23 protein-coding genes and 1 pseudogene are annotated in these 26037 nt (G+C 62.1%); 9 read left to right on the plus strand and 15 right to left on the minus strand.

Annotation, left to right across the window (positions count from 1 at the left end):
• Entirely contained in the window at window positions 1-858 is an 858-nt protein-coding gene (gene rapZ, locus M8Q45_RS20360; protein ID WP_030139850.1) for an RNase adapter RapZ, read from the plus strand.
• Between the two features lie 15 nt (window positions 859-873).
• A complete protein-coding gene (locus tag M8Q45_RS20365) occupies window positions 874-1149 on the plus strand; it encodes an HPr family phosphocarrier protein (RefSeq protein ID WP_249876144.1) in 276 nt (91 codons plus the stop codon).
• A 215-nt stretch (window positions 1150-1364) separates the two neighbouring features.
• On the opposite strand, the gene pmbA is transcribed toward M8Q45_RS20365, so the two are convergent.
• Complete coding sequence (gene pmbA, locus M8Q45_RS20370; RefSeq protein ID WP_249876145.1) at window positions 1365-2711, minus strand: metalloprotease PmbA; 1347 nt, start codon at window positions 2709-2711, stop codon at window positions 1365-1367.
• Window positions 2712-2863: 152 nt separating this feature from the next.
• Here pmbA and yjgA point away from each other — a divergent pair, with 152 nt between their 5' ends.
• Window positions 2864-3388 (plus strand): ribosome biogenesis factor YjgA, encoded by a 525-nt coding sequence (gene yjgA / locus M8Q45_RS20375; protein WP_014336624.1) that lies wholly within the window; start codon window positions 2864-2866, stop codon window positions 3386-3388.
• 155 nt (window positions 3389-3543) lie between these two features.
• On the opposite strand, the gene tldD is transcribed toward yjgA, so the two are convergent.
• The 8 genes from tldD to mreB form a co-directional block, all read right to left on the minus strand.
• Window positions 3544-4986: a metalloprotease TldD gene (tldD, locus tag M8Q45_RS20380; protein WP_249876146.1), complete on the minus strand. Its 1443-nt coding sequence runs from the start codon at window positions 4984-4986 to the stop codon at window positions 3544-3546.
• 5 nt (window positions 4987-4991) lie between these two features.
• A complete protein-coding gene (locus M8Q45_RS20385) occupies window positions 4992-5855 on the minus strand; it encodes a carbon-nitrogen hydrolase family protein (RefSeq protein WP_249876147.1) in 864 nt (287 codons plus the stop codon).
• A gap of 138 nt (window positions 5856-5993) precedes the next feature.
• Window positions 5994-9797 carry a YhdP family protein gene (locus tag M8Q45_RS20390; RefSeq protein ID WP_249876148.1) on the minus strand — a complete coding sequence of 1268 codons (3804 nt, stop codon included), beginning with the start codon at window positions 9795-9797 and terminating at the stop codon, window positions 5994-5996.
• 61 nt (window positions 9798-9858) lie between these two features.
• Complete coding sequence (gene rng / locus M8Q45_RS20395; protein WP_249876149.1) at window positions 9859-11316, minus strand: ribonuclease G; 1458 nt, start codon at window positions 11314-11316, stop codon at window positions 9859-9861.
• A gap of 56 nt (window positions 11317-11372) precedes the next feature.
• A complete protein-coding gene (locus M8Q45_RS20400) occupies window positions 11373-11969 on the minus strand; it encodes a Maf family protein (protein ID WP_249876150.1) in 597 nt (198 codons plus the stop codon).
• Between the two features lie 230 nt (window positions 11970-12199).
• Entirely contained in the window at window positions 12200-12688 is a 489-nt protein-coding gene (mreD, locus tag M8Q45_RS20405; protein ID WP_249876151.1) for a rod shape-determining protein MreD, read from the minus strand.
• Entirely contained in the window at window positions 12685-13821 is a 1137-nt protein-coding gene (mreC, locus tag M8Q45_RS20410) for a rod shape-determining protein MreC (protein WP_349654641.1), read from the minus strand. Before mreC ends, mreD begins: the two co-directional genes overlap by 4 nt.
• 141 nt (window positions 13822-13962) lie before the next feature.
• Complete coding sequence (gene mreB / locus M8Q45_RS20415) at window positions 13963-15000, minus strand: rod shape-determining protein MreB (RefSeq protein WP_002555108.1); 1038 nt, start codon at window positions 14998-15000, stop codon at window positions 13963-13965.
• Window positions 15001-15214: 214 nt separating this feature from the next.
• Here mreB and gatC point away from each other — a divergent pair, with 214 nt between their 5' ends.
• The 6 genes and pseudogenes from gatC to M8Q45_RS20445 all read left to right on the plus strand — a co-directional run bounded on the left by gatC (window position 15215) and on the right by M8Q45_RS20445 (window position 20583).
• Window positions 15215-15502 carry an Asp-tRNA(Asn)/Glu-tRNA(Gln) amidotransferase subunit GatC gene (gatC, locus tag M8Q45_RS20420; RefSeq protein WP_020297123.1) on the plus strand — a complete coding sequence of 96 codons (288 nt, stop codon included), beginning with the start codon at window positions 15215-15217 and terminating at the stop codon, window positions 15500-15502.
• Window positions 15503-15518: 16 nt separating this feature from the next.
• A complete protein-coding gene (gene gatA / locus M8Q45_RS20425; RefSeq protein WP_249876153.1) occupies window positions 15519-16970 on the plus strand; it encodes an Asp-tRNA(Asn)/Glu-tRNA(Gln) amidotransferase subunit GatA in 1452 nt (483 codons plus the stop codon).
• Window positions 16971-17113: 143 nt separating this feature from the next.
• Window positions 17114-18565: pseudogene (gene gatB, locus M8Q45_RS20430) on the plus strand (Asp-tRNA(Asn)/Glu-tRNA(Gln) amidotransferase subunit GatB); the annotation flags it as partial.
• Window positions 18566-18714: 149 nt separating this feature from the next.
• A complete protein-coding gene (locus M8Q45_RS20435; protein WP_181287586.1) occupies window positions 18715-19092 on the plus strand; it encodes a septal ring lytic transglycosylase RlpA family protein in 378 nt (125 codons plus the stop codon).
• Window positions 19093-19141: 49 nt separating this feature from the next.
• The gene (locus M8Q45_RS20440; protein WP_249877368.1) at window positions 19142-20203 is read left to right on the plus strand and encodes a calcium/sodium antiporter; all 1062 of its coding nucleotides are present in this window, start codon (window positions 19142-19144) and stop codon (window positions 20201-20203) included.
• Entirely contained in the window at window positions 20200-20583 is a 384-nt protein-coding gene (locus M8Q45_RS20445) for a carboxymuconolactone decarboxylase family protein (RefSeq protein WP_249876155.1), read from the plus strand. The genes M8Q45_RS20440 and M8Q45_RS20445 overlap by 4 nt, the downstream gene beginning before the upstream one ends.
• A gap of 51 nt (window positions 20584-20634) precedes the next feature.
• Here M8Q45_RS20445 and M8Q45_RS20450 read toward each other — a convergent pair whose 3' ends face one another.
• The 6 genes from M8Q45_RS20450 to M8Q45_RS20475 are packed head-to-tail and all read right to left on the minus strand — an operon-like array spanning window position 20635 to window position 25623.
• Window positions 20635-21519, minus strand: a complete 885-nt coding sequence (locus tag M8Q45_RS20450; protein ID WP_249876156.1) for an alpha/beta fold hydrolase — start codon at window positions 21517-21519, stop codon at window positions 20635-20637.
• Complete coding sequence (locus M8Q45_RS20455; RefSeq protein ID WP_249876157.1) at window positions 21506-22411, minus strand: DMT family transporter; 906 nt, start codon at window positions 22409-22411, stop codon at window positions 21506-21508. Before M8Q45_RS20455 ends, M8Q45_RS20450 begins: the two co-directional genes overlap by 14 nt.
• Before the next feature lie 5 nt (window positions 22412-22416).
• Complete coding sequence (locus tag M8Q45_RS20460) at window positions 22417-23028, minus strand: flavodoxin family protein (protein ID WP_249876158.1); 612 nt, start codon at window positions 23026-23028, stop codon at window positions 22417-22419.
• A gap of 3 nt (window positions 23029-23031) precedes the next feature.
• Window positions 23032-23715, minus strand: coding sequence for an iron-containing redox enzyme family protein (locus M8Q45_RS20465; protein ID WP_003200648.1), 684 nt, complete (start codon window positions 23713-23715; stop codon window positions 23032-23034).
• A gap of 1 nt (window position 23716) precedes the next feature.
• On the minus strand, window positions 23717-24262 hold the full coding sequence (locus tag M8Q45_RS20470) for a GNAT family N-acetyltransferase (RefSeq protein ID WP_249876159.1): 546 nt from the start codon (window positions 24260-24262) through the stop codon (window positions 23717-23719).
• 8 nt (window positions 24263-24270) lie between these two features.
• The gene (locus M8Q45_RS20475) at window positions 24271-25623 is read right to left on the minus strand and encodes a phenylacetate--CoA ligase family protein (RefSeq protein WP_249876160.1); all 1353 of its coding nucleotides are present in this window, start codon (window positions 25621-25623) and stop codon (window positions 24271-24273) included.
• Window positions 25624-26037 lie beyond the last annotated feature (414 nt).

The raw sequence follows: 26037 nt of genomic DNA on the forward strand, positions 1-26037 counted from the left end.
ATGCGCATGATCATCGTCAGTGGCCGCTCCGGCTCAGGTAAAAGCACGGCCCTCAATGTGCTTGAGGACAGCGGCTACTATTGCATCGACAACCTGCCGGCAGGCCTGCTTCCGGAATTGGCCGAGCGCGCCCTGATCCACACCGAACTCGCGCAACCGCTGGTCGCCGTGTCAATCGACGCCCGTAACCTGCCCAGCCATCTGTCGCGATTTCCGGAATTGCTCGAGGAAGTTCGCAACCGGCATATCCAATGCGATGTGCTGTACCTGGATGCCGACGAAGAAACATTGCTCAAGCGCTTTTCAGAAACCCGTCGACGCCACCCGCTGAGCAACGCCAGCCGCTCCCTGGCTGAAGCGATCCATGACGAGAGCCAACTGCTCGGCCCCATCGCCGACCTGGCCGACCTCAAGGTCAACACCACGCACCTGAACTTGTACCAGCTGCGCGACACCATCAAGTTGCGCCTGCTGAACCAGCCTGAACCGGGAACGGCGTTTCTCGTCGAATCGTTCGGTTTCAAGCGTGGCATGCCGGTCGATGCCGACCTGGTGTTCGATGTCCGCTGCCTGCCCAACCCGTATTGGAAACCGGAGCTGCGCGAGCAGTCCGGACTGGACCAGCCAGTGGTCGACTACCTCGCTGCCCAACCGGACGTAGAGGAAATGTTCCAGGACATCTCCAGCTACCTCCTCAAATGGCTGCCCCGCTTCGCAGCGAGCAACCGGGCCTATGTCACGATCGCCATTGGCTGTACCGGTGGTCATCACCGTTCCGTCTACCTGACCGAGCGTCTGGGTCAGCTCCTGCAACAATCCCTGAAGAACGTCCAGGTTCGCCACCGCGACCTCAGCTAAAGGATTCACATCGCGATGCCTGCTCGGGAAATTGAAATCATCAACAAGCTGGGTTTGCATGCCCGGGCATCGGCGAAATTCGTGGGTGTGGCGGGTCAGTTTCCTGATACCACCATTCGTGTCGGGCGCACGCCCGAGAGCACCGTCGACGGTAAAAGCATCATGGCAATGATGATGCTCGCCGCTGGCAAGGGCACCAAGATCCACCTGAGCACCGAAGGCGAACAGGCGCAGGAGGCGATGGATGCCTTGGTGGCGCTGATCAACGATTATTTCGACGAGGGGGAATAACCCCCCGGATCCGAGGTAATTTTGTGGCGAGGGAGCTCGCTCCCGCTCGGCTGCGCAGCGGCCGCAAGATGTTGGGGTCGCTTCGCCCGGAGCGTCGGACCGACCCAGCGGGAGCAAGCTCCCTCGCCATAAAAACGATCTTGCCATGAGGTCTAATCGACAAAAAAAGGCGCGTCACCCAAATGGATGACGCGCCTTTTTTCGGGCCCTGAATATCAGCTACCCGCCACCGTCATACGCTCGATCAACACCGAGCCGGTGCGGATGTTGCTGCGCAATTCCAAGTCGCTCCCCACCGCCACGATCTGCTTGAACATGTCACGCATGTTCCCCGCGATAGTGACTTCCTGGACCGGGAATTGGATCTCGCCATTCTCGACCCAGAAACCCGCCGCGCCACGGGAATAATCCCCGGTGACCATGTTCAGGCCATGGCCCATCAATTCGGTGACCAGCAGGCCACGCCCCATGCGCCGCAACAATGCCGCCTGGTCTTCTTCACCGTGAGTGACGAACAGATTGTGCACGCCGCCCGCATTGGCGGTGCTCGGCATGCCGAGTTTACGGCCCGAATACGTACCCAGGATGTATGACACCAGTTCGCCGTTTTCCACGAACGGCTTGGCGTAGGTCGCCAGCCCATCACCGTCGAACGCCGAACTGCCCATGGCTTGCATCAGGTGTGGGCGCTCGTCGATGGTCAGCCATTCAGGGAACAGTTTCTGGCCCAACGCACCTTCGAGGAACGACGACTTGCGATACAGATTGCCGCCGGACACCGCCGACAGGAAGCTGCCGAACAGGCCGCCGGCCAATTCGGCGGAAAACAACACGGGCACCTCACAGGTCGGTACCGGTCGAGCGCCCAGGCGACTGGCTGCCCGTTGGGCGGCTTTCTGGCCGATGCTGACCGGGTCCGCCAGCAACGTGCCCTGGCGGTTCACGTCATACCAGTAATCGCGCTGCATCTGGCCGTCGGCCTCGGCGATCATCACGCAACTGAGGCTGTGGCGGGTCGATGCATAACCGCCGATAAACCCATGGCTGTTGCCATAGACCCGGCAGCCCTGGTGGGTGTTGAGCGTCGTGCCGTCGGCATTCTTGATCCGGCTGTCGGCGTCGAATGCCGCGGCTTCGCAGCGCAGCGCTTGTTCGATGGCTTGCTCAGGCGTGATATCCCAGGCATGGAACAGATCGAAGTCCTTCAGATCCTTGCACATCAGTGCAGCATCGGCCAAACCCGAGGCCTCGTCTTCGGACGTGTGCTTGGCAATCGCCAATGCCGCGGCGACCGTTTCGCGAATAGCGTCCGGACCGCTGGCCGAGGTGCTGGCCGAGCCCTTGCGCTGGCCTACGTACAAGGTAATGCCGAAACCCTGGTCACGGTTGAATTCGACGGTTTCCACTTCGCGCTGGCGCACCGAAGTCGACAGGCCCTGCTCCAGCGATACCGCCACTTCACAGGCTCTGGCGCCCTGTCGCTTGGCCTCGGCGAGAATCTGCTCGACTTGCTCCTGCAGTGCCGGCAATGCCTGGGGGCCGACGCTTTGAACTGCACTCATGGTGTTCTCCACTCAAATTCTGTTTCGGTAACGGTTTTGTACGCAAAGCGCCTGGACGTTTTTTCGTACAAACCCTTGGCCTTCGAGCGACCGGGCCGGACAACCGGCCCCCGACTGGTTATCATGGCGGCGTTTCTTTGCGGACTGCCACCATGGTTGATTCTTACGACGACTCCCTCTACGAGGGTGAAAAAAGCAAATCCCAGGTCAAACGCGAGCTGCATGCTCTGGTTGACCTCGGCGAGCGACTGACAACACTCAAGCCTGACTTGCTGGCCAAGCTGCCCCTGACCGACGCCTTGCGCCGGGCCCTGGCCGATGCGCCCAAGCACACCGCGAATATCGCGCGTAAACGGCACCTGCAATTCATCGGCAAACTGATGCGCGACCAGGACACTGACGCCATCCTGGTGCTGCTCGATCAACTCGATGCCTCCACCCGGCAGTACAACGAACGCTTCCACAACCTGGAGCGCTGGCGCGATCGCTTGATCGCAGGCGACGACGGCACCTTGGAAAAATTCGTCATCGACTACCCGGAGGCCGATCGCCAGCAATTGCGCTCCCTGATTCGTCAGGCCCAGCACGAACTGGCGCAGAACAAGCCACCGGCCTCGAGCCGTAAAATCTTCAAGTACATCCGTGAGCTGGACGAGACTCAACGCGGCCTGCGCTGAGTTTCATCCGGCCCTGTAGGAGCTGCCGTAGGCTGCGATCTTTTGACTTTGACCTGCGCTTGAGACTCAAGCGTCGGGGAAAAGATCGCAGCCTCGTTGCACTCGGCAGCTCCTACGCAGCTCCTACGCAGCTTCTACATGGAGCTGGTGCATCCTCATGCACCCGTGCCACCCACGGTAATCGCATCGATCTTCAGGGTCGGCTGGCCGACGCCCACCGGCACCGACTGCCCGTCCTTTCCGCACGTGCCCACGCCGCTGTCCAGCGCCAGGTCGTTCCCGACCATCGACACCTTGCTCATCGCCTCCGGCCCGTTGCCGATCAAGGTCGCTCCCTTGACTGGCGCGGTGATCTTGCCATCTTCGATCAGGTAGGCCTCGCTGGTGGAAAACACGAACTTGCCACTGGTGATGTCCACCTGGCCGCCACCGAGGTTGGCGCAATAGATGCCCTTCTTCACCGACGCGATGATTTCCGCCGGATCGCTCTGGCCGCCCAGCATGTAGGTATTGGTCATGCGCGGCATCGGCAGGTGCGCGTAGGATTCGCGACGACCGTTGCCGGTGCGGGCCACGCCCATGAGACGGGCATTGAGCTTGTCTTGCATGTAGCCTTTGAGCACGCCGTTCTCGATCAATGTGGTGCACTCGGTCGGGGTGCCCTCGTCATCGACGCTCAGGGAGCCACGGCGGCCGGCCAGGGTTCCGTCATCGACAATGGTGCAGAGTTTCGAGGCAACCCTTTCGCCCATGCGTCCGCTGTAGGCCGAGCTGCCCTTGCGATTGAAGTCACCTTCCAGGCCGTGGCCGACGGCTTCGTGCAGCAACACGCCGGACCAACCGGAGCCGAGCACCACCGGCAACGTGCCGGCAGGGGCCGGGATCGCTTCCAGGTTGACCAGCGCCTGGCGCAGCGCCTCGCGGGCGTAGCCCATGGCGCGGTCTTCGCTGAGGAAATAACGGTAGTCGGTACGCCCGCCACCGCCATGACCGCCGCGCTCGCGCCGGCCGTTCTGCTCGACGATCACGCTGACGTTAAAACGAACCAGCGGCCGCACGTCCGCCGCCAGGCCGCCGTCGGTCGACGCCACCAGGATTCGCTCCCAGACCCCGGCCATGCTCACCGAAACCTGCTGGATACGCGGGTCAAGGGCGCGGGTGGCAATGTCGATGCGCTTGAGCAACTCGACTTTCTCGGCACGGCTCATGACTTCCAACGGATTGTCCGGTGCATATAGCTGGGCCACGTCCTGGCTGCTGAACGCCTGGACCGTGCCGTTCTGCCCGGCCCGGGAGATCGAGCGAGCCGCACGGGCGGCGGCGCCGAGGGCTTCGAGGGTGATGGCATTGCTGTAGGCGAAACCGGTCTTTTCCCCGGACTGGGCCCGCACGCCCACGCCCTGGTCGAGATTGAAACTGCCTTCCTTGACGATGCCGTCTTCCAGCGACCATGACTCGGAGATCTGGCCTTGGAAATACAGGTCGGCGGCATCGATGCCCGGACCGGCCAGGTCGCCCAGCACGCCTTGCAGGCTTTCCAGGGTCACGCCGCCGGGGGCCAAAAGGTGTTCACTGACTGAGGACAACAACCCGCTCATATGTTTTACGCCTTGAATTCGTTGTCTTGGACAGGTCGCTGTCGGGCGCCCTGCGAGAAAAAGCGCCGGTGGTTCGCCACCGGCATGCGCGCCCGGATGGACGCCTGTTCATTAGTGTCGCGTTCAGCCAATAACACGGCCTCGCCTTGATCCTGTTGCGCCAGCACTCGCCCCCATGGATCGACAATCGCGGCATGGCCAAAGGTTTCCCTTGGTCCCGGATGCACCCCGCCCTGGGCGGCCGCCAGCAGGTAACACTGGGTTTCGATGGCCCGGGCGCGGATCAGCACGTCCCAATGGGCCGCGCCGGTCACCGCGGTAAACGCCGAAGGCGCGGTGATCAACTCGGCTCCGGCGGCCCGCAACTCGCTATAGAGTTCAGGGAAACGCAGGTCATAACACACCGTCAGGCCCACCCGGCCCACGGGAGTATCGGCAACGACCACGTTGCCGCCATAAGCATAGTCATCGGATTCGCGATAACGCCCGCGATTGTCCGCCACGTCCACGTCGAACAGGTGCAACTTGTCATAGCGCGCCACGATCTGGCCTTGGTCGTCCACCAGCAACGAACAGGCATGGGCCTTGGCCTCGGGCTGGCCCACGGGCGGCAACGGCAATGTACCGGCGACAATCCATAACCTGAGGTCACGGGCGACCTGTTTCAACCAGGGCAGGATCGGCCCCTGACCAAAGGCTTCGTCGCGACCGATCTGCGCCACGTCCCGCCGGCCCATGGCGGCGAAATTTTCAGGTAGCACCGCCAGCCTCGCGCCACCCGCCGCAGCCTGCTCCAGCAGGACGCGGGCACGAGCCAGGTTGGCGAGCACGTCGCTTTGGCTGACCATCTGAATCACGGCGACTGGCATGGTGCTTCCCTCATTTTCTACATCACTGCCCCTGTGGGAGCGAGCTTGCTCGCGATAGCGGTGTATCAGTCACATTTCCTTTGCTGACCCACCGCTATCGCGAGCAAGCTCGCTCCCACAGGGACTCGCGTTAACCTGTCAGAACGGCTTGTCGAAGCTGATCTTCGGTTCTTTCCACGGCCCCTTGACGTCATATCTTACGCTGGCAAAACGCGCCACGCGGTCACCGATCAGCTTGTCGATCAAAAACAGCGCCCCGCCCACTGCCGGTGCGCCGACGATGAGCGCGGCAATCGGTAGGTTGTTCGTCACCGGCAGGGTCACCAACAGCTTGGCATCTACCCGGTCGGTGACCATGTCCAGCGTACCGTTGAGCTCAAGGTTGCTGGACGGCCCCGCCAGGGTGATGGGCTCGCGCGTGACGTACACGCCGTCGCTCGCCACCAGCAACCCCTTGACCCGGTCGTAGCTCAGTCCCTTGCCGAACAGGTCGGAAAAATCCAGGCGCAAGCGTCGACCGATGGAGTTGAAGTTCAATAGGCCAAATACCCGCAAAGCCTGGGCGCTGCCTTCAACCTCAACGAACTGGCCCTTGCTCAATGACGCATCGAGACTGCCGGAGAAACGCTTGGTGGCAACCCAGGCGGGCGAACCGGGCCAACGACCGTCCACATCCAGGCGGAACTCCTGGCTGGTCACACTCGGCGCGAACCCCCACCCTTTCAGGACATCAGCCAGGTTCTTGCCCTTGATACGGCCCTTGTACCAACTGCTGGTGGAACCGGGTAAGCCTTCCCAGGCGCCATTGCCGCTCAACACCATGCCTTTGAGGCCCATGTCCAGGTTGTTCAATGTGATGCCCTTGCCGGTCGGGCGCACCTTCAATGACCAGGCGCCAATCAGATCAGGGCCCTGGAACAACTGGTCGATGGCGATATCCATCGCTGGGATCTTGCTGGGATCGACCGTGGCCAGCGGATCCGGGGCGTTTTCGTCGGCCTGGACCGTCGGGTCCACAGCCGGCAGGCGCACATAGTCCAGCTTGATGCCGATCGGGGCGGCTTTCGCATCCGGCAGGCTGACGCTGCCCTTGGCCTGCTGGCTGTCAAGCCGCAGGGCCCAGGCATCCGGTTTGCGGTCCAACTGCACCGAAGCCTGGTCCAGCGTCGTACCCATGGCCGTGAGCTTGCCCACTTTCAGGTCGGCGCTGCTGAGCACTTGCCGGGCACTGCCGCCAGGATCCTGGCCTGCGTATTTGCCCAGCAGATCCTGCCAGGGGCTCACGTCCAGTTCCGACAGCGTGCCCCGCAGTCGCAGTCCCTTGCCGCCAGGCAATACTGCATCACCGGAACCCAGCAGCAATTCACCGCGTCCGTCGGCGACTTTCCCGCTCGGCGCGGCATAAGTGAAGCTGGCCAGGTCGCCGTAATTGATCCAATAACGCCGCTCCGGCCCCTGCAGCGTCATGCGGAACACCGTGTCGCGCCCGACATCGGCGGCCATCCCGAAGGGTGCCGGCAAGTCCACCGCCACACCCTTGAGGTTGGAGCTGACCGACAACTGGCTGTCAGCGCCGTCAAGGATCACCTGCAGTTGATACGGAACCACCCCGGAGACAGGCAATGGCTGGGTCACGCTCAACCAATCGGTGAGTTTCTTCACCTCGACCCGCCCCGACGCCGTCACTCGCGTATTGAGCGCACCGGCGCGGCCCTCGGCAAAAATCTGTGCAGCCACAGGTCGATCGAACGCCCTGGCCGCAATGTTCTTTCCGCTCAATCCCTTGCTGCTGTCGAAGCGGAACTCACCCTTGAGTTCGGTCAATTCGAGCGCCGGCTCGCTTAGCTTGAGCCGGGCCTTGTCGGTGGCGAAATCCACCAGGATTTTCGGTTGCTCGCCTTTGACCAGCGGGATATCGAGCTTCACGCTGCCTTGCAGCGCACCGTCGCCTTCCCAACCGGAGAACGTCTCGGCCGTACCGATAGGCGCGGTCTGGAGGATTTTCAGCCCATCGCCCAATCCTCCGGCAAACCCACCGTCCAATAGCAAATGTGAACTTTGCCCTGTGGGCACGTGGGGAATGTTCACCGAAACGTCTTTCACCTGGGTATCGAGCAGTTGCCCCTGGCTGGCGAAAATGCGCACGCCACTGTCTTCGACAAACACATCGCCGCTGACCTTGCTGACGGAAGGCCAGCCCGGCTGGAAGGCCAGTTCGGCGTCATGCACCTTGAAAAACAGGCTGATGCTGCGGGCTGCGTCCTCGGCACCTTTGTTCAGCGAACCCTGGTACTGGAAAAAACCTTCGTCCACCGCGCCCTTGACGATTGCCGTGCGCAGCCACTCGTCCAGCGCCGGGCTGAGGACGGCCGGCAGGTACTTGCCGGTATAGCGTCCGTCGCCATCCACCAGGCCGACCCGCAGGTCCATGTAGTCTTCCTGGCTGTGGTCGAAATGCAGGCGAATCAGGAAATCGCCGGCAATCCGGCCTTCCTCCCCCAACACCTTCAGGTAGGGCGCGATCAGGGTGAAGCCCTGCTTGTCGAGCTTCCAGGTCAACCGGGCGTTGGCTTGCAGGTATTGCCAGGGCTTGGCGAAGATCGGCGCCAGATGCAGGGAGAAATCCTTGCTGTCCATGCGCAGTTCGCCGCCGCCCAGGTCACCGCTGAGACTGCCGGAAACGTTGCGCGCCGCCGGAGCACCGTGATAAGCGTCAAAGCCCACCGTATCCAGGTTGGTGGCAAAGCTGACTTTCTGGTCGCCGGTGTTCTGTGGACGGAAGTCCACCAGCACGTTACGCAGGCCACCGGTCACCTTGAGCCGATCAATCGTCGTGGCGAGGCCCTCGGGCAACGGCGCCAAGGCATTGAGCAACGGCGTCAGCGGTGTCAGGTCGAGACGATCGGCCTCCAGGTGCCAACGTTCCTCGGCTTTATCGGTGGCGTCGCTTTGTTGTAGCTGCAAGCGTGATTCCCAACGGGTGTCGCCCAGGCTCATCGCCAAGGTGTCGAGCGTCGCATTGAACCCTTGGCTACCGCGCTGAAAGTAGCCGTTGAGGGCCAGGTTCTGGATTTGTACCGGTTTGCGATCAGCGTAGGCGCCCTGCAGCTGCGGCGCGTTCAGCCGCACCGCCGCGCTTTGCACGGTGCCCGCCCCCCAACTGAGCCAGAACTCGCCTCCGGCCTTGATCTCGGAAAAATTCCATTGTCGGGTCAGGCGCTTCGGCAGCCATCGGGACCAATCGCTTTGCGGCAGGCTCAGGTAGGCATCAGCCTCGCCATTCTTCCAGTCGCTGGCGCGGATCCGGGTACGCACATTCATTGCCACGGGTTGGCCGTCAGGCAGGGTCAGGCGGACGTCCAATCGTTGGCGCGTGGGGCCGGTGCGCAGGCTCAGGCCAACGTAGGTCAGGCTCAGCGGTGGCTGATCCAAGGGTTGCAAGGTAACTTGGCTGTCGAGCACTGACAGCTTCGAGACGATCTGCATCCGGTCCAGCAACTGTTGGGGATCGAGGGGCTGATCATCCCGCACGGGCAGGCCTTCCAGGGCCCACTTGCCGTCTTCGCCTTCCTTGAGGCTGATCTTCAGCCCACTGATTTCCAGATGAGCGATGCGCACCTGACGCGTCAACAGGCTGTCCCATAGATCGGGCACGACGCGCACCTGGTCCAGGTGCAAGGCATTGGCACCGTCGCCAACCACGACGTCACGCGCCGCCAATATCGGCGCCAGGGCGCTCCAGCTCCCGTCGAGGCTGCCAACGTGCACGGGCATGGCCAAGGCTTCACTGGCCCGGGTCTCCAGCTCGCCACGGTATTCGGCCACCAGCGGGACCAGTTCCCGACCGAGGCTGACGTACAATGCCAGCAGCACCAGCAACAGGGCACACAGGCCCAGCCCCCAACGGGTCAGCGTAGCCAAAAGGCGTGTCAGGCGCTCCATGTCAGCAGCCTCCCCTGGCCAAGGCATTCAAATGGGCGGCCTCGCCACTCCACACGCCGCTTCAGAGCAACACCACGTCGTATTGTTCCTGGGAATACATGGTTTCCACCTGGAAACGAATCGTGCGTCCGATAAAGGCCTCCAGTTCCGCCACGTTGCCTGACTCCTCATCGAGCAGGCGGTCCACCACTTTCTGGTTCGCCAACACTCTATAGCCAGTGGCCTGGTAGGCGCGCGCCTCCCGGAGAATTTCCCGGAAGATTTCGTAACACACGGTTTCCGGGGTCTTGAGCTTGCCCCGTCCCTGGCAACTGCTGCACGGTTCGCACAGCACCTGCTCCAGGCTTTCCCGGGTGCGCTTGCGGGTCATCTGCACCAGGCCCAGCTCGGTGATGCCGATGATGTTGGTCTTGGCGTGATCACGCTCCAGCTGTTTTTCCAGCGTGCGCAGCACTTGGCGCTGGTGCTCTTCGTCTTCCATGTCGATGAAGTCGATGATGATGATCCCGCCGAGGTTGCGCAGGCGCAATTGCCGGGCAATCGCCGTGGCCGCTTCAAGATTGGTCTTGAAGATGGTTTCCTCGAGATTGCGATGGCCTACAAACGCACCGGTGTTGACGTCGATGGTGCTCATCGCCTCGGCCGGATCAACCACCAGGTAACCGCCGGACTTGAGCGGCACCTTGCGCTCCAGGGCGCGCTGGATTTCATCTTCGACACCGTAGAGGTCAAAAATCGGCCGCTCGCCTGGGTAGTGCTCCAGGCGATCGGCAATTTCCGGCATCAGTTCAGCGACGAACTGGGTGGTTTTCTGGAAGGTTTCCCGGGAGTCGATGCGAATTTTCTCGATCTTCGGGCTGACCAGGTCGCGCAGGGTCCGCAGCGCCAGGCCCAGGTCTTCGTAGATCACGCTGGGGGTGGCGATGGTCTTGATCTGCGCGGCGATCTGGTCCCAGAGCCTGCGCAGGTAGCGGATATCCATGAGGATCTCATCGGCCCCGGCGCCTTCGGCTGCGGTGCGCAGGATGAAGCCGCCCGCCTCCTTGATCCCTTCTTTTTCCACGCAATCGCTGACGACTTTCTTGAGACGTTCGCGCTCGGCTTCGTCTTCGATCTTCAGGGAAATGCCGACATGGGCCGTGCGCGGCATATACACGAGGTAGCGCGATGGAATCGACAGCTGCGTGGTCAGGCGTGCGCCCTTGGAACCGATGGGGTCCTTGGTGACCTGCACCACCAGGCTTTGGCCCTCGTGGACCAGCGCACTGATGCTCTCCACGGCCGGCCCTTCGCGCATGGAAATTTCCGACGCGTGAATGAATGCCGCTCGATCCAGCCCGATGTCGACGAAGGCCGCCTGCATGCCCGGCAGCACGCGCACCACCTTGCCCTTGTAGATATTCCCGACAATGCCACGTTTCTGCGTGCGCTCGACATGGACCTCTTGCAGGACACCGTTTTCAACCACCGCCACGCGCGATTCCATCGGCGTGATGTTGATCAGGATCTCTTCACTCATGGCAGGGTCTCGTTCAGGCATATTCACGATTATGGCCGCATCAAGTCAGTCAGCGCTCAGCGCGCGCTCAAGTTTTGCCAACAGGGTATGCCGAAATGGCCCAGCAGTTCCGCGGTTTCGCACAACGGCAGGCCAACCACCGCCGAATAGCTGCCTTCGAGCCCGGCGACGAACACCGCGCCCAACCCCTGGATACCATAGCTTCCGGCCTTGTCCCGGGGTTCGCCGCTGGCCCAATAGGCCAGGGCTTCCTGTTCGGTGATGAGGCGAAAACCCACCCGACTGCGAACCACACGGGATTCGCAACGCTGTCCATCCAGCACGGCAATGGCCGTCAATACTTCGTGATCGCGACCGGACAGGCCCAGGAGCATCGACACGGCGTCGGCCTGATCCTGGGGCTTGCCGAGAATTCGTCCGTCCAGCACGACAGCGGTATCGGCGCCCAGCACGCAGCCATCGATGTCGGTTGCCAGGGCACGTCGTCCAGCATCGGCCTTGCCACGCGCCAGGCGCTCGACATAGGCCGATGGGGTTTCGTGATCAAGGGGCGTTTCGTCGATGTCCGTACCGATGGCGGTAAAAGGCACGCCGATCTGTGTGAGCAGTTCACGTCGTCGCGGCGAGCCTGAGGCGAGGTAAAGCGGTTTCATCAAGACATCTCCCTTATAGGCGACCGGCTTTTGTGGCCAAAGATTGCCCCCGCCAGGCTACGCCGTAGGAGCTGACGAGCGAAGCGAGGCTGCGATCTTGCCCCAGACAATTGAGTGGCAAGTGGAGATCAAGATCAAAAGATCGCAGGCTTCGCCAGCGCCTACAGAACCCAGCGGAATTCAATCTTTTGCCTGTAAGTCATCAAGAAAGTGTAGATATCCTGACCGAATCAGTTGATTTTGAAACGCAGGCGCAAGCCCCGCAAACCGAAGCTTATCCACGGCCAGAGCAAGGCGCTGACCAAGGCCGGCAAGACCAGCGCCAGGGTCGGCTGGCGATTGCCGGTCAGCGCGCTGAGCCACAATTGCACCAGTTGCGCCAAGCCGAAGATCACCAGAATCACCAGACACTGTTGCCACATCGGGAACATCCGCAGGCGCTGCTGCAACGACAACACCAGGAAGGTAATCAGCGTCAGGATCAGCGCGTTCTGGCCCAACAACGTGCCGTAAAGCACGTCTTCGGCCAGCCCCAGGCACCAGGCCGTGACCATGCCGACCTTGTGCGGCAAGGCCAGGGCCCAGAAAGCCAGCAGCAAGGCCAGCCACAGCGGGCGCAGGATTTCCATGAACTGCGGCAGCGGTGAAACGCTGAGCAACAGGCCGATGGCGAAGGTCAGCCAGACCATCCAGCCGTTACCGGATCGAGTACTGCTCATTCTTCTCGTGCTCCCCTGGTGGCAGGCGTAGCGGCGGGCGTCGAGGCCGGTGGCTTGGCCGCAGGCTTCGCAGGTTGACTCGCCGGCTGGCGGGCAGCCGGTTGATGCACGGCCGGCTTGGCGGGTGTCGCGGCAGGAGTAGCCGGAGCGGTGGTGGCCGGCGGCGCCGCAACAGGTGTCGCCACCTGAGGCTTGGGCACGGTGGCCGGGACAGGTGCTGGAGCGGGTGACGTCGGGGTGGCCGAATCGCCGCCCTGCCGGTCCTGGGCTTCCTGGGCCACGGCAGCATCGTTGGCCCGTTCTTCAGGCGTGCGATTGTCGCTGAACACCAGCAGCAGGTAACGGCTGCGGTTCAGCGCGGCGGTCGGCACCGCGCGCACGATGGCGAATGGCTGGCCGGAGTCGTGGATCACTTCCTTGACCGTCGCCACCGGATAACCGGCAGGGAATCGCTGGCCGAGGCCGGAGCTGACCAGCAGGTCGCCTTCCTTGATGTCGGCGGTGTCGGCCACATGCCGCAGCTCCAGCCGTTCCGGGTTGCCGGTACCGCTGGCAATCGCCCGCAAGCCGTTGCGATTGACCTGCACCGGAATGCTGTGGGTGGTGTCGGTCAATAGCAGGACACGGGAGGTGTAGGGCATCAATTCCACCACCTGCCCCATCAGGCCACGGGCATCGAGCACCGGCTGGCCGAGGACCACGCCGTCGCGCTCGCCCTTGTTGATGATGATGCGGTGGGTGAACGGGTTGGGGTCCATGCCGATCAACTCGGCCACTTCGACCTTCTCGTTGACCAGCGCGGAGGAGTTGAGCAACTCGCGAAGCCGAACGTTCTGCTCGGTGAGGGCCGCCAGCTTCTGCATGCGCCCCTGCAACAGCAGGTTTTCGGTCTTGAGTTTTTCGTTTTCGGCGACCAGTTCGGTCCGGCTGCCAAACTGACTGGCCACACCCTGCCACAACCGTTGCGGCAGGTCGGTGATCCAGTAGGACTCCATCAACACCAGCGACATCTGGCTGCGCACTGGCTTGAGCAGCGTGAAACGGGCATCCACCACCATCAGCGCAACCGATAGCACGGCCAACACCAGCAGGCGCACACCCAATGAGGGGCCTTTGGCAAAAAGCGGTTTAATAGGCCGCTCCTCCCAGGCAAATGTTTTCTTTATTCATACGGCATCAAACCGGCCTGGATACGAATGACAGAAGATAAACGCCAACGGGCAGCACTGCAAAGTGCTGCCCGGGAGCGAACAACATAGACCATCCAGCCGAGCTTATTCGCTGGAGAGCAGGTCCATGGTGTGCTTGTCCATCATTTCCAATGCACGGCCACCGCCACGGGCAACGCACGTCAGCGGGTCTTCGGCAACGATCACCGGCAGGCCGGTTTCCTGGGCCAGCAGCTTGTCGAGGTCACGCAGCAGCGCGCCACCACCGGTCAGCACCAGGCCGCGCTCGGCGATGTCCGACGCCAGCTCTGGCGGGGACTGCTCCAGGGCGCTCTTGACCGCTTGGACGATGGTCGCCAGCGACTCTTGCAGCGCTTCGAGCACTTCGTTGGAATTGAGGGTGAACGCGCGTGGAACGCCTTCGGCCAGGTTGCGACCGCGAACGTCGACTTCGCGCACTTCGCCGCCCGGGTAGGCCGTGCCGATTTCCTGCTTGATACGCTCGGCGGTGGATTCGCCAATCAGGCTGCCGTAGTTGCGACGCACGTAAGTGATGATCGCTTCGTCGAAACGGTCGCCGCCCACACGCACGGACTCGGCGTAGACCACACCGTTGAGGGAGATCAACGCGATTTCAGTGGTACCACCACCGATGTCGACAACCATCGAACCGCGGGCTTCTTCCACCGGCAGGCCGGCACCGATGGCCGCAGCCATTGGCTCTTCGATCAGGAACACTTCACGGGCACCGGCACCGAGGGCCGATTCACGGATGGCGCGACGCTCCACCTGGGTGGATTTGCAAGGCACGCAGATCAGCACGCGAGGGCTGGGCTGCAAGAAGCTGTTTTCGTGAACCTTGTTGATGAAGTACTGCAGCATCTTTTCGCAGACGCTGAAGTCGGCGATCACGCCGTCTTTCATGGGGCGAATGGCTGCAATGTTGCCCGGTGTACGGCCCAGCATGCGCTTGGCTTCCGTACCGACAGCCACGACACTTTTCTGGTTACCGTGGGTGCGGATGGCCACGACCGAGGGTTCATTCAGGACGATACCGCGCTCGCGCACGTAAATAAGGGTGTTGGCAGTGCCCAGGTCGATGGAAAGATCGCTGGAAAACATGCCACGCAGTTTCTTGAACATGGGAAAGGGACCCTAGGCAACGCGTGGGTAAAAAAGTGCGGCAAACTCTAACAACGACAGGGATTTTGGGCAAGGCGCCAATATGTTAAATTGGCCGCTTTTCTGTGCACCAAACCTCTGAATCGCGGCGGTAGCGCCGTAGAAATGCGGTAGTGTTCCGACAATCTAACACACGGACTGACTGCGTCCGTTTTGTTTTCCACTGGAGAATCCCATGGCGCTTGAACGCTCCGACGTGGAAAAAATCGCTCATCTGGCCTGTCTGGGCCTCAATGAAGCCGATCTTCCACACATCACTTCTGCCCTGAACAGCATTCTCGGGCTGGTCGACGAGATGCAGGCGGTCGATACCGACGGTATCGAACCGCTGGCCCACCCACTGGAAGCCAGCCAGCGCCTGCGCGCCGACGTCGTGACCGAGTCCAATCACCGCGAGGCCTACCAGTCCATCGCGCCAGCGGTCGAAAACGGCCTGTACCTGGTTCCGAAAGTCATCGACTAAAGGGAAAGAGCCTCTCATGCATCACATGACACTGGCCGAGATCGCCCGCGGACTCGCCGACAAAAAGTTTTCCTCCGAAGAGCTGACCAAGGCCCTGCTGGCGCGCATCGCCCAGCTCGACCCGCAGCTCAACAGCTTCATCAGCCTCACCGAGGAGCTGGCCCTGAGCCAGGCCAAGGCCGCCGACGCCCGTCGCGCCAACGGTGAGAGCGGCGCCCTGCTCGGCGCGCCGATTGCCCATAAAGACCTGTTCTGCACCCAGGGCATCCGCACCAGCTGCGGCTCGAAGATGCTCGACAACTTCAAGGCCCCGTACGACGCCACCGTGGTCGCCAAGCTGGCCGCCGCCGGCACCGTGACCCTGGGCAAGACCAACATGGACGAATTCGCCATGGGTTCGGCCAACGAGTCGAGCCACTACGGCCCGGTGAAGAACCCGTGGAACCTGGAACACGTGCCGGGTGGCTCGTCCGGTGGTTCCGCCGCCGCCGTGGCCGCGCGCCTGTTGCCGGCCGCCACCGCCACCGACACCGGCGGCTCGATTCGCCAGCCAGCGGCGTTCACCAACCTCACCGGCCTGAAGCCGACCTACGGTCGCGTCTCGCGCTGGGGCATGATCGCCTACGCCTCCAGCCTCGACCAGGGCGGCCCCTTGGCCCGCACCGCCGAAGACTGCGCAATCCTGCTGCAAGGCATGGCCGGCTTCGACCCGAACGACTCCACCAGCATCGATGAACCGGTTCCGGACTACAGCGCCAGCCTCAACGGTTCGCTGCAAGGCCTGCGCATCGGCGTGCCGAAGGAATATTTCAGCGCCGGCCTCGACCCGCGCATCGCCGAGTTGGTCCACAACAGCGTCAAGGCGCTGGAGAAGCTCGGCGCGGTCATCAAGGAAATCAGCCTGCCGAACATGCAGCACGCGATTCCGGCGTACTACGTGATCGCCCCGGCGGAAGCGTCCTCGAACCTGTCGCGCTTCGACGGCGTGCGCTTCGGCTATCGCTGCGAGAACCCGGAAAACCTGGTCGACCTGTACAAGCGCTCCCGTGGCGAAGGCTTCGGCGCCGAAGTGCAGCGCCGGATCATGGTTGGCGCCTACGCGCTGTCCGCCGGCTACTACGATGCCTACTACCTCAAGGCTCAGAAGATCCGCCGCCTGGTGAAGAACGATTTCATGGCCGCCTTCAACGAGGTCGACATCATCCTCGGCCCGACCACGCCGAACCCGGCCTGGAAGCTCGGCGCCAAGAACAGCGACCCGGTCGCCGAGTACCTGGAAGACGTCTACACCATCACCGCCAACCTCGCCGGCTTGCCGGGCCTGTCCATGCCGGCCGGTTTCGTCGATGGCCTGCCGGTGGGCGTGCAGTTGCTCGCGCCGTATTTCCAGGAAGGCCGCCTGTTGAACGTTGCCCACCAGTATCAGTTACACACTGACTGGCACACCCGCACCCCTCAGGGGTTTTGAAACTGCTGCGCTCGGTAATGCTGCGTTGAAAACTGGCTCGAAATGCTCATTGACTAAAGTCAACTCCGCTTTCTCGCCAGTTTTCGCCTTGCCTTACCTTCGCTCGCGACGTTTCAAAATCCCCTGATAAGACTTCTGAGGAGAAACACATGCAATGGGAAGTCGTGATCGGGCTGGAGATTCATACCCAGCTCACCACCCGGTCGAAAATCTTTTCCGGTAGCTCGACCACATTCGGTTCCGAGCCCAACACCCAGGCCAGCCTGGTGGACCTGGGCATGCCCGGCGTGCTGCCGGTGCTCAACGCCGAAGCGGTGCGCATGGCGGTCATGTTCGGCCTGGCGATTGACGCCGAGATCGGCCAGCACAACGTGTTCGCCCGCAAGAACTACTTCTACCCGGACCTGCCCAAGGGCTACCAGATCAGCCAGATGGAATTGCCGATCGTCGGCAAGGGCCACTTGGACATCGCCCTGGAAGACGGCACGGTCAAGCGCGTCGGCATCACCCGGGCGCACTTGGAAGAAGACGCCGGCAAGAGCCTGCACGAAGAATTCAACGGCGCCACTGGCATCGACCTGAACCGTGCCGGCACGCCATTGCTGGAGATCGTCTCCGAGCCGGACATGCGCAGCGCCAAGGAAGCCGTGGCCTACGTCAAGGCGATCCATGCACTGGTGCGCTACCTGGGCATCTGCGACGGCAACATGGCCGAAGGCTCGCTGCGCTGCGACTGCAACGTGTCGATCCGTCCGAAAGGCCAGGCCGAATTCGGCACCCGCTGCGAGATCAAGAACGTCAACTCGTTCCGCTTCATCGAGAAGGCGATCAACAGCGAGATCCAACGCCAGATCGAGCTGATCGAGGACGGCGGCAAGGTCATCCAGCAGACCCGCCTATACGACCCGAACAAGGACGAGACCCGTCCGATGCGCAGCAAGGAGGAAGCCAACGACTACCGTTACTTCCCCGATCCCGACCTGCTGCCGGTGGTCATCGAGAACTCGTTCCTGGATGACATACGCGCCACCTTGCCGGAACTGCCGCCGCAAAAGCGCGAGCGCTTCCAGGCGCAATTCGGGCTGTCGAGCTATGACGCCAACGTCCTGGCCACCAGCCGCGAACAGGCCGATTACTTCGAGAAAGTCGTGAGCATCGGCGGCGACGCCAAGCTGGCGGCCAACTGGGTGATGGTCGAACTGGGCAGCCTGTTGAACAAGCAGGGCCTGGAAATCGACGAGTCGCCGGTCTCGGCCGAGCAACTGGGCGGCATGCTGTTGCGGATCAAGGACAACACCATTTCCGGCAAGATCGCCAAGATGGTCTTCGAAGCCATGGCCAATGGCGAGGGCAGCGCCGACGAGATCATCGAGAAGCGCGGCTTGAAGCAGGTCACCGACACCGGTGCGATCAGCGCGGTGCTCGATGAAATGCTCGCGGCCAACGCCGAGCAGGTCGAACAGTACCGTGCGGCAGACGAAGCCAAGCGCGGCAAGATGTTCGGCTTCTTCGTCGGCCAGGCCATGAAAGCCTCCAAGGGCAAGGCCAACCCGCAACAGGTCAACGAATTGCTCAAAAGCAAGCTCGAAGGCTGATGGCCATGGAGCCAGTCTTTGAATCTGGCTCAACCCCCTGTGGGAGCGAGCTTGCTCGCGATAGCGGTATGACAGTCAACCTAGATGTTGAATGTGATGGCCCCATCGCGAGCAAGCTCGCTCCCACATTTGTATTTGGAACCTCTCAGATGAAGCGTCTCCTCGGCGCCTGCGCCCTGCTGTCCCTGCTGGCCGGCTGTGCCAGCCAGAGCGGGACGGTCGATCCACACGGCTACGACCAGACCGGCGTCGCCTCCTATTACGGCTCCAGGCACCATGGCAAGCGCACCGCCAGCGGCGAGCGTTTCGACCAGCACGGCCTGACCGCCGCACATCGCCAGTTGCCATTCGGCACTCGGGTGAAAATCACCAACCTTGGCAACGATGAGAGCGTCGTGGTCCGCATCAATGATCGCGGCCCGTACACACGCGGTCGCCTGATCGACGTATCGCGCGCCGCTGCCGAACAATTGGGCATGTTGCGCACCGGCACCGCGCGTGTACGCGTGCAAGCCCTCGACGATTGATAGACGGAGCCCGGCCATTTCCCTGATCAACGCCCTATCGCTGCTCAGCCTGCTCGAACTGTTCGGCGCCCTGCTGTTGCTGATCACCGGCGCCGAACTGCTGGTGCGCGCCGCCGTCGGCCTGGCGGCACGCTTGCTGGTGCGACCGCTGATCATCGGCCTGACCGTCGTCGCCTTCGGCAGCAGCGCGCCGCAAATGGCCGTCAGCCTGCAGGCGACCCTGGCGCAGAACGCCGACATCGCCGTGGGCAGTGTGATTGGCAGCAGCATCTTCAATATCCTCGTCACCCTCGGGCTGTCGGCGCTGATCATCCCGCTGCGCGTCTCGCGCCAACTGGTGCGCCTCGACATCCCGCTGATGATCGGCGCCAGCCTGCTGGTGTTCGTGCTGGCCTGGAACGAGGAACTGACCCGACTCGACGGCGTTGTCCTGCTGATGGCCCTGGCGGTGTACCTGGGCCTGTTGTTGCGCCAGTCACGACACTCCGCTCGGCCGCACCCGCTGGGTGGCGAGGTGGCCCATGCATCCTGGCCCAGGAGCCTGGTGATGATCGCGTCGGGCCTGGCGATGCTGGTGTTCGCCGGGCACCTGTTGCTGGGCGCTGCGGTGGAAGTGGCCACGGACCTGGGTTTGTCGGAGCGCATCATCGGCCTGACCATCGTCGCCGTCAGCACCTCGCTGCCGGAGCTCGCCACTTCGCTGATCGCCGCACTGCGCGGCCAGCGCGACATTGCGGTGGGCAACGTGATCGGCAGCAACCTGTTCAACTTGCTGGGCGTGCTGGGTGTAACCGCCCTCGCCGCGCCCTCACCGCTCTCGGTCTCGCCCAATGCCCTGGATTTCGACCTGCCGGTAATGCTCGGCGTCGCGGTGCTGTGCCTGCCGGTGTTCTACTCCGGCTACCGCGTCACCCGCGCCGAAGGCTTGCTGTTGCTGGGCTTGTACGCGGTCTACGGGCTTCACGTGGTGTCGTTCACCACAGGCATGCCGCTGGCCGGCCAGCTTGAACGATTGATGTTGTTCTACGTGCTGCCGACCCTGCTCGCGTTTTTGCTGTTCACCTCGGTGCGCGCCTGGCGCCGCCAACACCACAAGAGGGATTTGCCATGACCGACACTCCAAAGACCGGCCTCGACATGCGGCGCCAGGTGATGGGCGATGCGTTCGTCGACCGCGCCCTGGGCAACGCCACCGACTTCACCCAGCCGTTGCAGGACTTCGTCAACGAACACGCCTGGGGCAGCGTCTGGAGCCGCGAAGGCCTGCCGCTGAAGACCCGCAGCCTGATCACCCTCGCCGCCCTCACCGCGCTCAAGTGTCCCCAGGAACTCAAGGGCCACGTGCGCGGCGCGCTGAACAATGGCTGCACCGTGGAAGAAATTCGCGAGGCGCTGCTGCATTGCGCGGTGTATGCGGGCGTGCCGGCGGCGATCGATGCGTTTCGGGCGGCGCAGGAAGTGATCGATAGTTATCAGAAGCGGCCTGAGTGACCGGAAATAGATCCTGAAAGTTAGGTATCTTAAGGAGCAAATTTCCAGCTGTTAGGTTCTGGGCGTCGCAATGAACCGTGAGATGGCCGCAACCACATCGGCACCCCGTTCAAGATAGGGCACATGCCCGGAGTCCTCGATGAACTCGCCGCGTGCATCGGGCAGTTGCTGGAGCAAGGTCTCCAGGGCCGTTGGCAGGAACACTTGATCATGCCGTCCCCAGATCACCAGCGTCTTCGCAGCAATCTGAGGCAACCGTTCGAGCAGCACGTCCAGGCCTTCGCGTCGAAAATCCTCGACGACCCGCTGCACACCGGCAAACCTCGACCTGCCGCTAGCCGCCATGGCCTGGGCCAAGCGCCCTCCTACCTCGGGCGGCGCCTTGAACACCATGCTCCAGAAGCACTTCATCTCTTCGACCGTACGATAACCAAACACCGTACCCGCGCCTTGCAGGCTTGCTTTCAATGTGGGGCCTAGCGCTTGCTCACCCAGACCGGCTGGCGCCAGCAAGACCAAGTGACTGACACGCTGCGGGTGTTTCGCCGCATACAGCCCGGCCACGCACCCGCCCAAAGAGCTGCCGACCAGCACGAAGGGGCCCTCGACGAGCGTATCCAGCAAGCCTTCGAGTTCCGCCAGCATTGCCTGGGGTCCAAAGCCAGCACCCGCCTCGTACACGGATTGGCCATGCCCCGGCAAGTCGACGAAAACACAATGGTGATGGCGCGCCATGCCCAGCATCGCAGGCCCCCACTGGTCTTTGCTGGCACCCAACCCATGGAGCATGACCAGCGTCGTCCGCGGGTGCCGTGCAGGGCTTTGCAGATAGGCCAGGCGTCCATGTGTACCGGTGTGCCAGCGCAGTTTCAAACCGAACCGCCAGCGGTGGACCAGGCGCAAAGTGCCGAGCAGCAGTCGATCAACGCGGTTCATCCGTCACTCCTTGTCCTTTGTTAGCCGCTTTGAGGGAAAATCTTGCCGGCAGGCGCAGTTGGCATAGCGCCACACCTGACAGCGTCAACACGGCGCCGATCACCAGGCGCTGGCTGAAACCTTCGGCGAGCATGACCTGGCTGACAGCAATCGCGAACACCGGCACCAGGAGCAGGTACGGACTCAGTTGCTGCATCGAGTTGCGGCCGAGCAACCAGAACCACAGGCCGAACCCCAGCAGACCACCACTAAGCGCGGTGTAGAGCACCGCCCACCACGCCTGGGCGCTGGCCGTGTAGACGCGTGTCCATTGCTCGCCTTCCTGCACGAACGACCACAGCAACAGTTGCGGTGCGGAGATGACCGCCGTCCAGGCACTCAAGGCCAGCGGATCCAGGGGCCCGAGACGCTTGGTCAACACCGACCCGGCAGCGAATGCCAAGGCCGCCAGCGCCACCAGCAACATGCCGATGAACGTCCCGCCCGCCGATGGCGTAGCCAGTAGCACCAGGACACCGGCGAACGCCAGCAGGATGCCCGCCAGGAGCCGCAGTTTCAGGACTTCCCCCAATAACGCGAATGCCAGGACGAGGGTAAACGGTGCCGCCAGTTGATAGATGATCGCCGAGGTGGAGGCATTTACCCGGGCGATACCGCAATACAGCAAACCGAAATGCAAGGTCCCGGTAATCGTGGCGATCAGGGCCACGGACGCCAACTGTTCACGTTTGACGCGCTTGAGCAGCGGTAGGAGAAACAGCGCCATGATCGCGTAGCGCATGGCGACCATGAGGATAGGCGGCAACTCGGCGCCGCCGATTTTCACTGCGGTGACCTGCGCGCCCCAGAGAAACGCGACCAGTAACGCGAGCAATGAATCTTTCAATGGCATGACAGTTATCCCTTCTGAAATTGAATGGGCCGCAGGATTCTTTCCGGCTTGCCTGTCGCAAGGGCTGGGGGGTTAAGTCGACAGTGATGCTCACAGAGCCGGTCCAATGTCTCGCGCAGGGCCTGTTCCGCTTCAGGATCGTGGGCCAGTTGGGTCTGGAAGCACGCTGGAAATCCCGAGCCGACCAGAATCATTTTGTTGAGCAGCACGTTCAGCGCTACCTGGGAGAAAACCGCCGTGTGTCCATAGCGTCGGCCGACGACCGCAATCGCCGCGAGCTTGTTGCGCAACGGACGCTCTCGTGGCCGCAGAAAGCCATAGCCGACTCGCTCCAGAAACGCCTGGAAGCGACTGTTGGTGCCGTAGGCGTGCATCACGGGGAGATAGAGCACCGCATCGGCGCGGTCCAGCCGCACCACCAACTGCCCGACGTCGTCCTGCACTTGACAGTCCTGGTCGGCACAGGCGTTGTCGGCGTCGCAGTAATCGATCCGGTAATCCTTGAGCCAGATGTCATCGACCGCGACCTCCTCGCCCAGGTGGCGGCGCACCAGCGCCACCACCCGTGCACTGACACCACAAGGTCGGCTTGACCCGACAATGATGGTCAGATTCATGATTCAGGACGCCTCCCGCAACCCTTCTTCGCCAGCCAGGTAGGCGCGCAAAGCCTCTTCCATCAACTGCCCGGTCAGCCACAGCGTGACGCGTGCCACTTCCTTGATCTGACGACGATCTTCTTCGGTCTTCACCGCACGCTGCATCGCCATACGCACTTCCTCGGCGTGCTTCTCGTCGATGGTCGAGTGGGCGACGAAGAAGGTCATCTGCTCATCCTTCAAGCCCAGGTCGGCACGGAACCGCTCCAGGATCGGTTGAATGTGCTCGTAGACGTCCTCGGCCCAGTAGCTGTAGCCCAGGCGAGCGATCGGTCCCTTGCGGATAGCCACATCGTTGAGAAAGGCGATCAGTGCCTGGGTCGGCGCCAGGGGTGCCGGCATGGCTTGCGGCAGCAGCCCGACCGACTCGAGATCACGCAGTACCATGCGCTCATGGCCCAGCTCTTCCAGGGCGTGCTTGTAGACGAAGCGCAACAGCGTCGTCTCCTCAGGATCCGCACTGAAAGCGCAGGCGGCCTGGTTCACCGAGTTGTAGCGAGTGTAGTGGTAGACCTGGAGCATGAGCTGTTGGTAGAGGGCTGGTGGCGTAGGGTTGTCCAGGCTGAATTTCCAGTAGGCGCCCTGCTTGATCTGGGCCCAGCCCGCGTCGACGATAGCGTCGAGTTCCTTGAAGAATGCTTGCATTTCAATTAGCTCCTTTAACATTGAGGTAAACACTTTCGAGTTCCAGGTACACGAGGCTGTAGCGTCGCTGGACCTGTTCCCCGCTCCAGGTAACGTCATCCACCAGCACGCGCCCGCCCAGGCCGACATAGAGCGCAGCCAATTGGCCGCGGCACAGTGCCGAGATGAATCGCAGGTGGGTGTTGGCTTTCAGCCAAATGGCCGCTTGCAGGAGAAACAGGCGCAGGTGCCGACCGCCGCGGTATCGCTCGTCCAGCACCAGGCGATTGGCATCGAAGGCATCCGTCGATTGTTCGAAATAGGCCTGCACGTCGACCGCTCGCTCGACGAAGCTCAGGCCATGCCCCAGCGGGGTGACGCGCAACGTCCCGACCACTTCGTCCTTGTCCAGGTAGACCAGGTGATAGGACAAGGCGTCGCGCACCTGCTCCCTGCGCTCGAAGTCATCCTCCCGTGCCGGGTTGGTCCCCAGGTAGCGACTCCTGAGTTGCCGGACGGACTCGAACAGTTCGTTGGCGTTGTCGATCACGCGAACAGACAGACTCATCGCTGACCTCACTGGCCTTGACGCTGATCGACGATGCGCGCTTCTTTCCAGCTGAACCAACTGCCAAGGTTCACATGCTCGGCCAGATCGCCCACCACCATGACCGTGGCATCGACCCCCAGCCGTTCGCGCAGGCGCTCCTTGATCAACAGCACCAGACGTCCACGATCGCCTTCGAAGAAACGCGACATTTCCAGCTTGGCGATGACGGTGTCGCGATCATTGGCGCGACTGAGGATGATCTGGTAGCCAAGGCATTGTTCGACGCCTTCAAGCAGCGCCTGCTCGATCTGTGCGGCCGAGAAGGCGCGATCGTTCAGTTGCACGGCATCCTTCACCCGACCGACGACCTTGACGGTCTGGCACATCGATTGCGGATAGCCGGGGCGCGACTGGATCGAGACCAGATCACCCGTGCGGTAGCGAATCAACGGCTTGCTGCCAGGGATCAGCATGGTCACGCACAACTCACCGTCGCCGGTGCAGCCCAGGCTTTCCCCGGACTTGGGATCGAGCACTTCGATGATGTAGTTGAGGCGATGCGGCACCAACTGGTCGTTGGCGTTGCAGGCCGCGATGATCATCGCTTCCTGGGAGCCATACAGGCTGTCGTAGGCCTGCGCGCCCCACAGGCTGTAGAGGTTGTTCTTCAACGCAGGGGTGCACAGCTCGCCGCTCATCATGAACGCGCGCAGGGCGAAGTCTTCGCGTGGGTTCAAGCCTTGGCGCTCAGCTTCCTTGGCCATGGCCAGCAACAGCCCCGGTGCCGATGCGAGTAGGCCGATCCGCAGGTCCTTGAGCAGTTGCAGTGCCTTGGGCCAACCGATCACCGGTGAGTGCGGCCAGATCTTGGCATTGCACAGGTCGAGCTGGGTGCAGACATCGCCCAGGGTGTCACCGAAGGAATGGACCTCGGTAGGTCCCATGATGCCGACCACGGTCTTTTCGCCCAGGAAATGCTTTTCGATCACGGCCTGGTAGGCCATGGCCAGTTGGCGATTGCTCGCGTAGCTTTCCTTGCGGTCCCGCGGGCATGGCGTGGCGGGCCCGGTGGTTCCCGTGGTCTCGTAATAGAAGATGCTGTCTTCCAACGGGCCGGACAAGATGTCGAAGCCTGCTTCGCGCAAGTCATTCTTGGTCGTGAATGGCAGGGTGGCAAGGTCATCCAAGGTCAGCGAACGCTCGTCGATCTGGGCAAGGTGCCTGGAATAGAACGTCGAGGACCGCTTCACGTGGCCAATCACTTCCCGCAACTGTGCCTGGTGCCAGGCCGCCAGCTCGGTGTCGCTGAGGACGTCGGTCCAATAGGCATGATGAATCGGATCGTACCGCCGCTTGAATGTCTCTAGATGCTCTTTCATTTCAGCCGCTCAGGTTTGATGGGTTACTGGAACTCGACGGCCGCTACGTTAGTAACAGAACTTATAAATACCCAGCTGCGCTATCTCGCAGTTGTGCGCGCACGAGTTTCTTGTTAAAAGCACGCGCGATTACATACGCGTAGGGATAGCTCTTCGCCCCGTCGACACTTAGAAAGGAATGAAAGACTAATATTCCCTCAGCAGTTGACAGTCCCAGGGCACGCTGGTAATTTCGCCGCACTGCCCATTATTCCCGCAGTGCTTAGCCAAGACTGGGATGTCTAAAAATGTACTATCACCTTTCTGCTATCAGTTCCTCCCACAGCTATCCCGACAGCTGTTCCCGGGCCATCCTGGCCATCTTCAAAAGCAATATCTGGCGTCGCTAATCTAGCGAAGACCGGAGCCTGTCTG

The sequence above is a fragment of the Pseudomonas sp. T1.Ur genome, assembly GCF_023516725.1.
Classification (GTDB): Bacteria; Pseudomonadota; Gammaproteobacteria; order Pseudomonadales; family Pseudomonadaceae; genus Aquipseudomonas; species Aquipseudomonas alvandae.

What these genes read in the sequence shown, in the direction of transcription:
- rapZ (WP_030139850.1), top strand. Translation starts at nt 1, where the DNA reads ATGCGCATGATCATCGTCAGTGGCCGCTCCGGCTCAGGTAAAAGCACG.
- M8Q45_RS20365 (WP_249876144.1), top strand. Translation starts at nt 874, where the DNA reads ATGCCTGCTCGGGAAATTGAAATCATCAACAAGCTGGGTTTGCATGCC.
- pmbA (WP_249876145.1), bottom strand. Translation starts at nt 2,711, where the DNA reads ATGAGTGCAGTTCAAAGCGTCGGCCCCCAGGCATTGCCGGCACTGCAG.
- yjgA (WP_014336624.1), top strand. Translation starts at nt 2,864, where the DNA reads ATGGTTGATTCTTACGACGACTCCCTCTACGAGGGTGAAAAAAGCAAA.
- tldD (WP_249876146.1), bottom strand. Translation starts at nt 4,986, where the DNA reads ATGAGCGGGTTGTTGTCCTCAGTCAGTGAACACCTTTTGGCCCCCGGC.
- M8Q45_RS20385 (WP_249876147.1), bottom strand. Translation starts at nt 5,855, where the DNA reads ATGCCAGTCGCCGTGATTCAGATGGTCAGCCAAAGCGACGTGCTCGCC.
- M8Q45_RS20390 (WP_249876148.1), bottom strand. Translation starts at nt 9,797, where the DNA reads ATGGAGCGCCTGACACGCCTTTTGGCTACGCTGACCCGTTGGGGGCTG.
- rng (WP_249876149.1), bottom strand. Translation starts at nt 11,316, where the DNA reads ATGAGTGAAGAGATCCTGATCAACATCACGCCGATGGAATCGCGCGTG.
- M8Q45_RS20400 (WP_249876150.1), bottom strand. Translation starts at nt 11,969, where the DNA reads ATGAAACCGCTTTACCTCGCCTCAGGCTCGCCGCGACGACGTGAACTG.
- mreD (WP_249876151.1), bottom strand. Translation starts at nt 12,688, where the DNA reads ATGAGCAGTACTCGATCCGGTAACGGCTGGATGGTCTGGCTGACCTTC.
- mreB (WP_002555108.1), bottom strand. Translation starts at nt 15,000, where the DNA reads ATGTTCAAGAAACTGCGTGGCATGTTTTCCAGCGATCTTTCCATCGAC.
- gatC (WP_020297123.1), top strand. Translation starts at nt 15,215, where the DNA reads ATGGCGCTTGAACGCTCCGACGTGGAAAAAATCGCTCATCTGGCCTGT.
- gatA (WP_249876153.1), top strand. Translation starts at nt 15,519, where the DNA reads ATGCATCACATGACACTGGCCGAGATCGCCCGCGGACTCGCCGACAAA.
- M8Q45_RS20435 (WP_181287586.1), top strand. Translation starts at nt 18,715, where the DNA reads ATGAAGCGTCTCCTCGGCGCCTGCGCCCTGCTGTCCCTGCTGGCCGGC.
- M8Q45_RS20445 (WP_249876155.1), top strand. Translation starts at nt 20,200, where the DNA reads ATGACCGACACTCCAAAGACCGGCCTCGACATGCGGCGCCAGGTGATG.
- M8Q45_RS20450 (WP_249876156.1), bottom strand. Translation starts at nt 21,519, where the DNA reads ATGAACCGCGTTGATCGACTGCTGCTCGGCACTTTGCGCCTGGTCCAC.
- M8Q45_RS20455 (WP_249876157.1), bottom strand. Translation starts at nt 22,411, where the DNA reads ATGCCATTGAAAGATTCATTGCTCGCGTTACTGGTCGCGTTTCTCTGG.
- M8Q45_RS20460 (WP_249876158.1), bottom strand. Translation starts at nt 23,028, where the DNA reads ATGAATCTGACCATCATTGTCGGGTCAAGCCGACCTTGTGGTGTCAGT.
- M8Q45_RS20465 (WP_003200648.1), bottom strand. Translation starts at nt 23,715, where the DNA reads ATGCAAGCATTCTTCAAGGAACTCGACGCTATCGTCGACGCGGGCTGG.
- M8Q45_RS20470 (WP_249876159.1), bottom strand. Translation starts at nt 24,262, where the DNA reads ATGAGTCTGTCTGTTCGCGTGATCGACAACGCCAACGAACTGTTCGAG.
- M8Q45_RS20475 (WP_249876160.1), bottom strand. Translation starts at nt 25,623, where the DNA reads ATGAAAGAGCATCTAGAGACATTCAAGCGGCGGTACGATCCGATTCAT.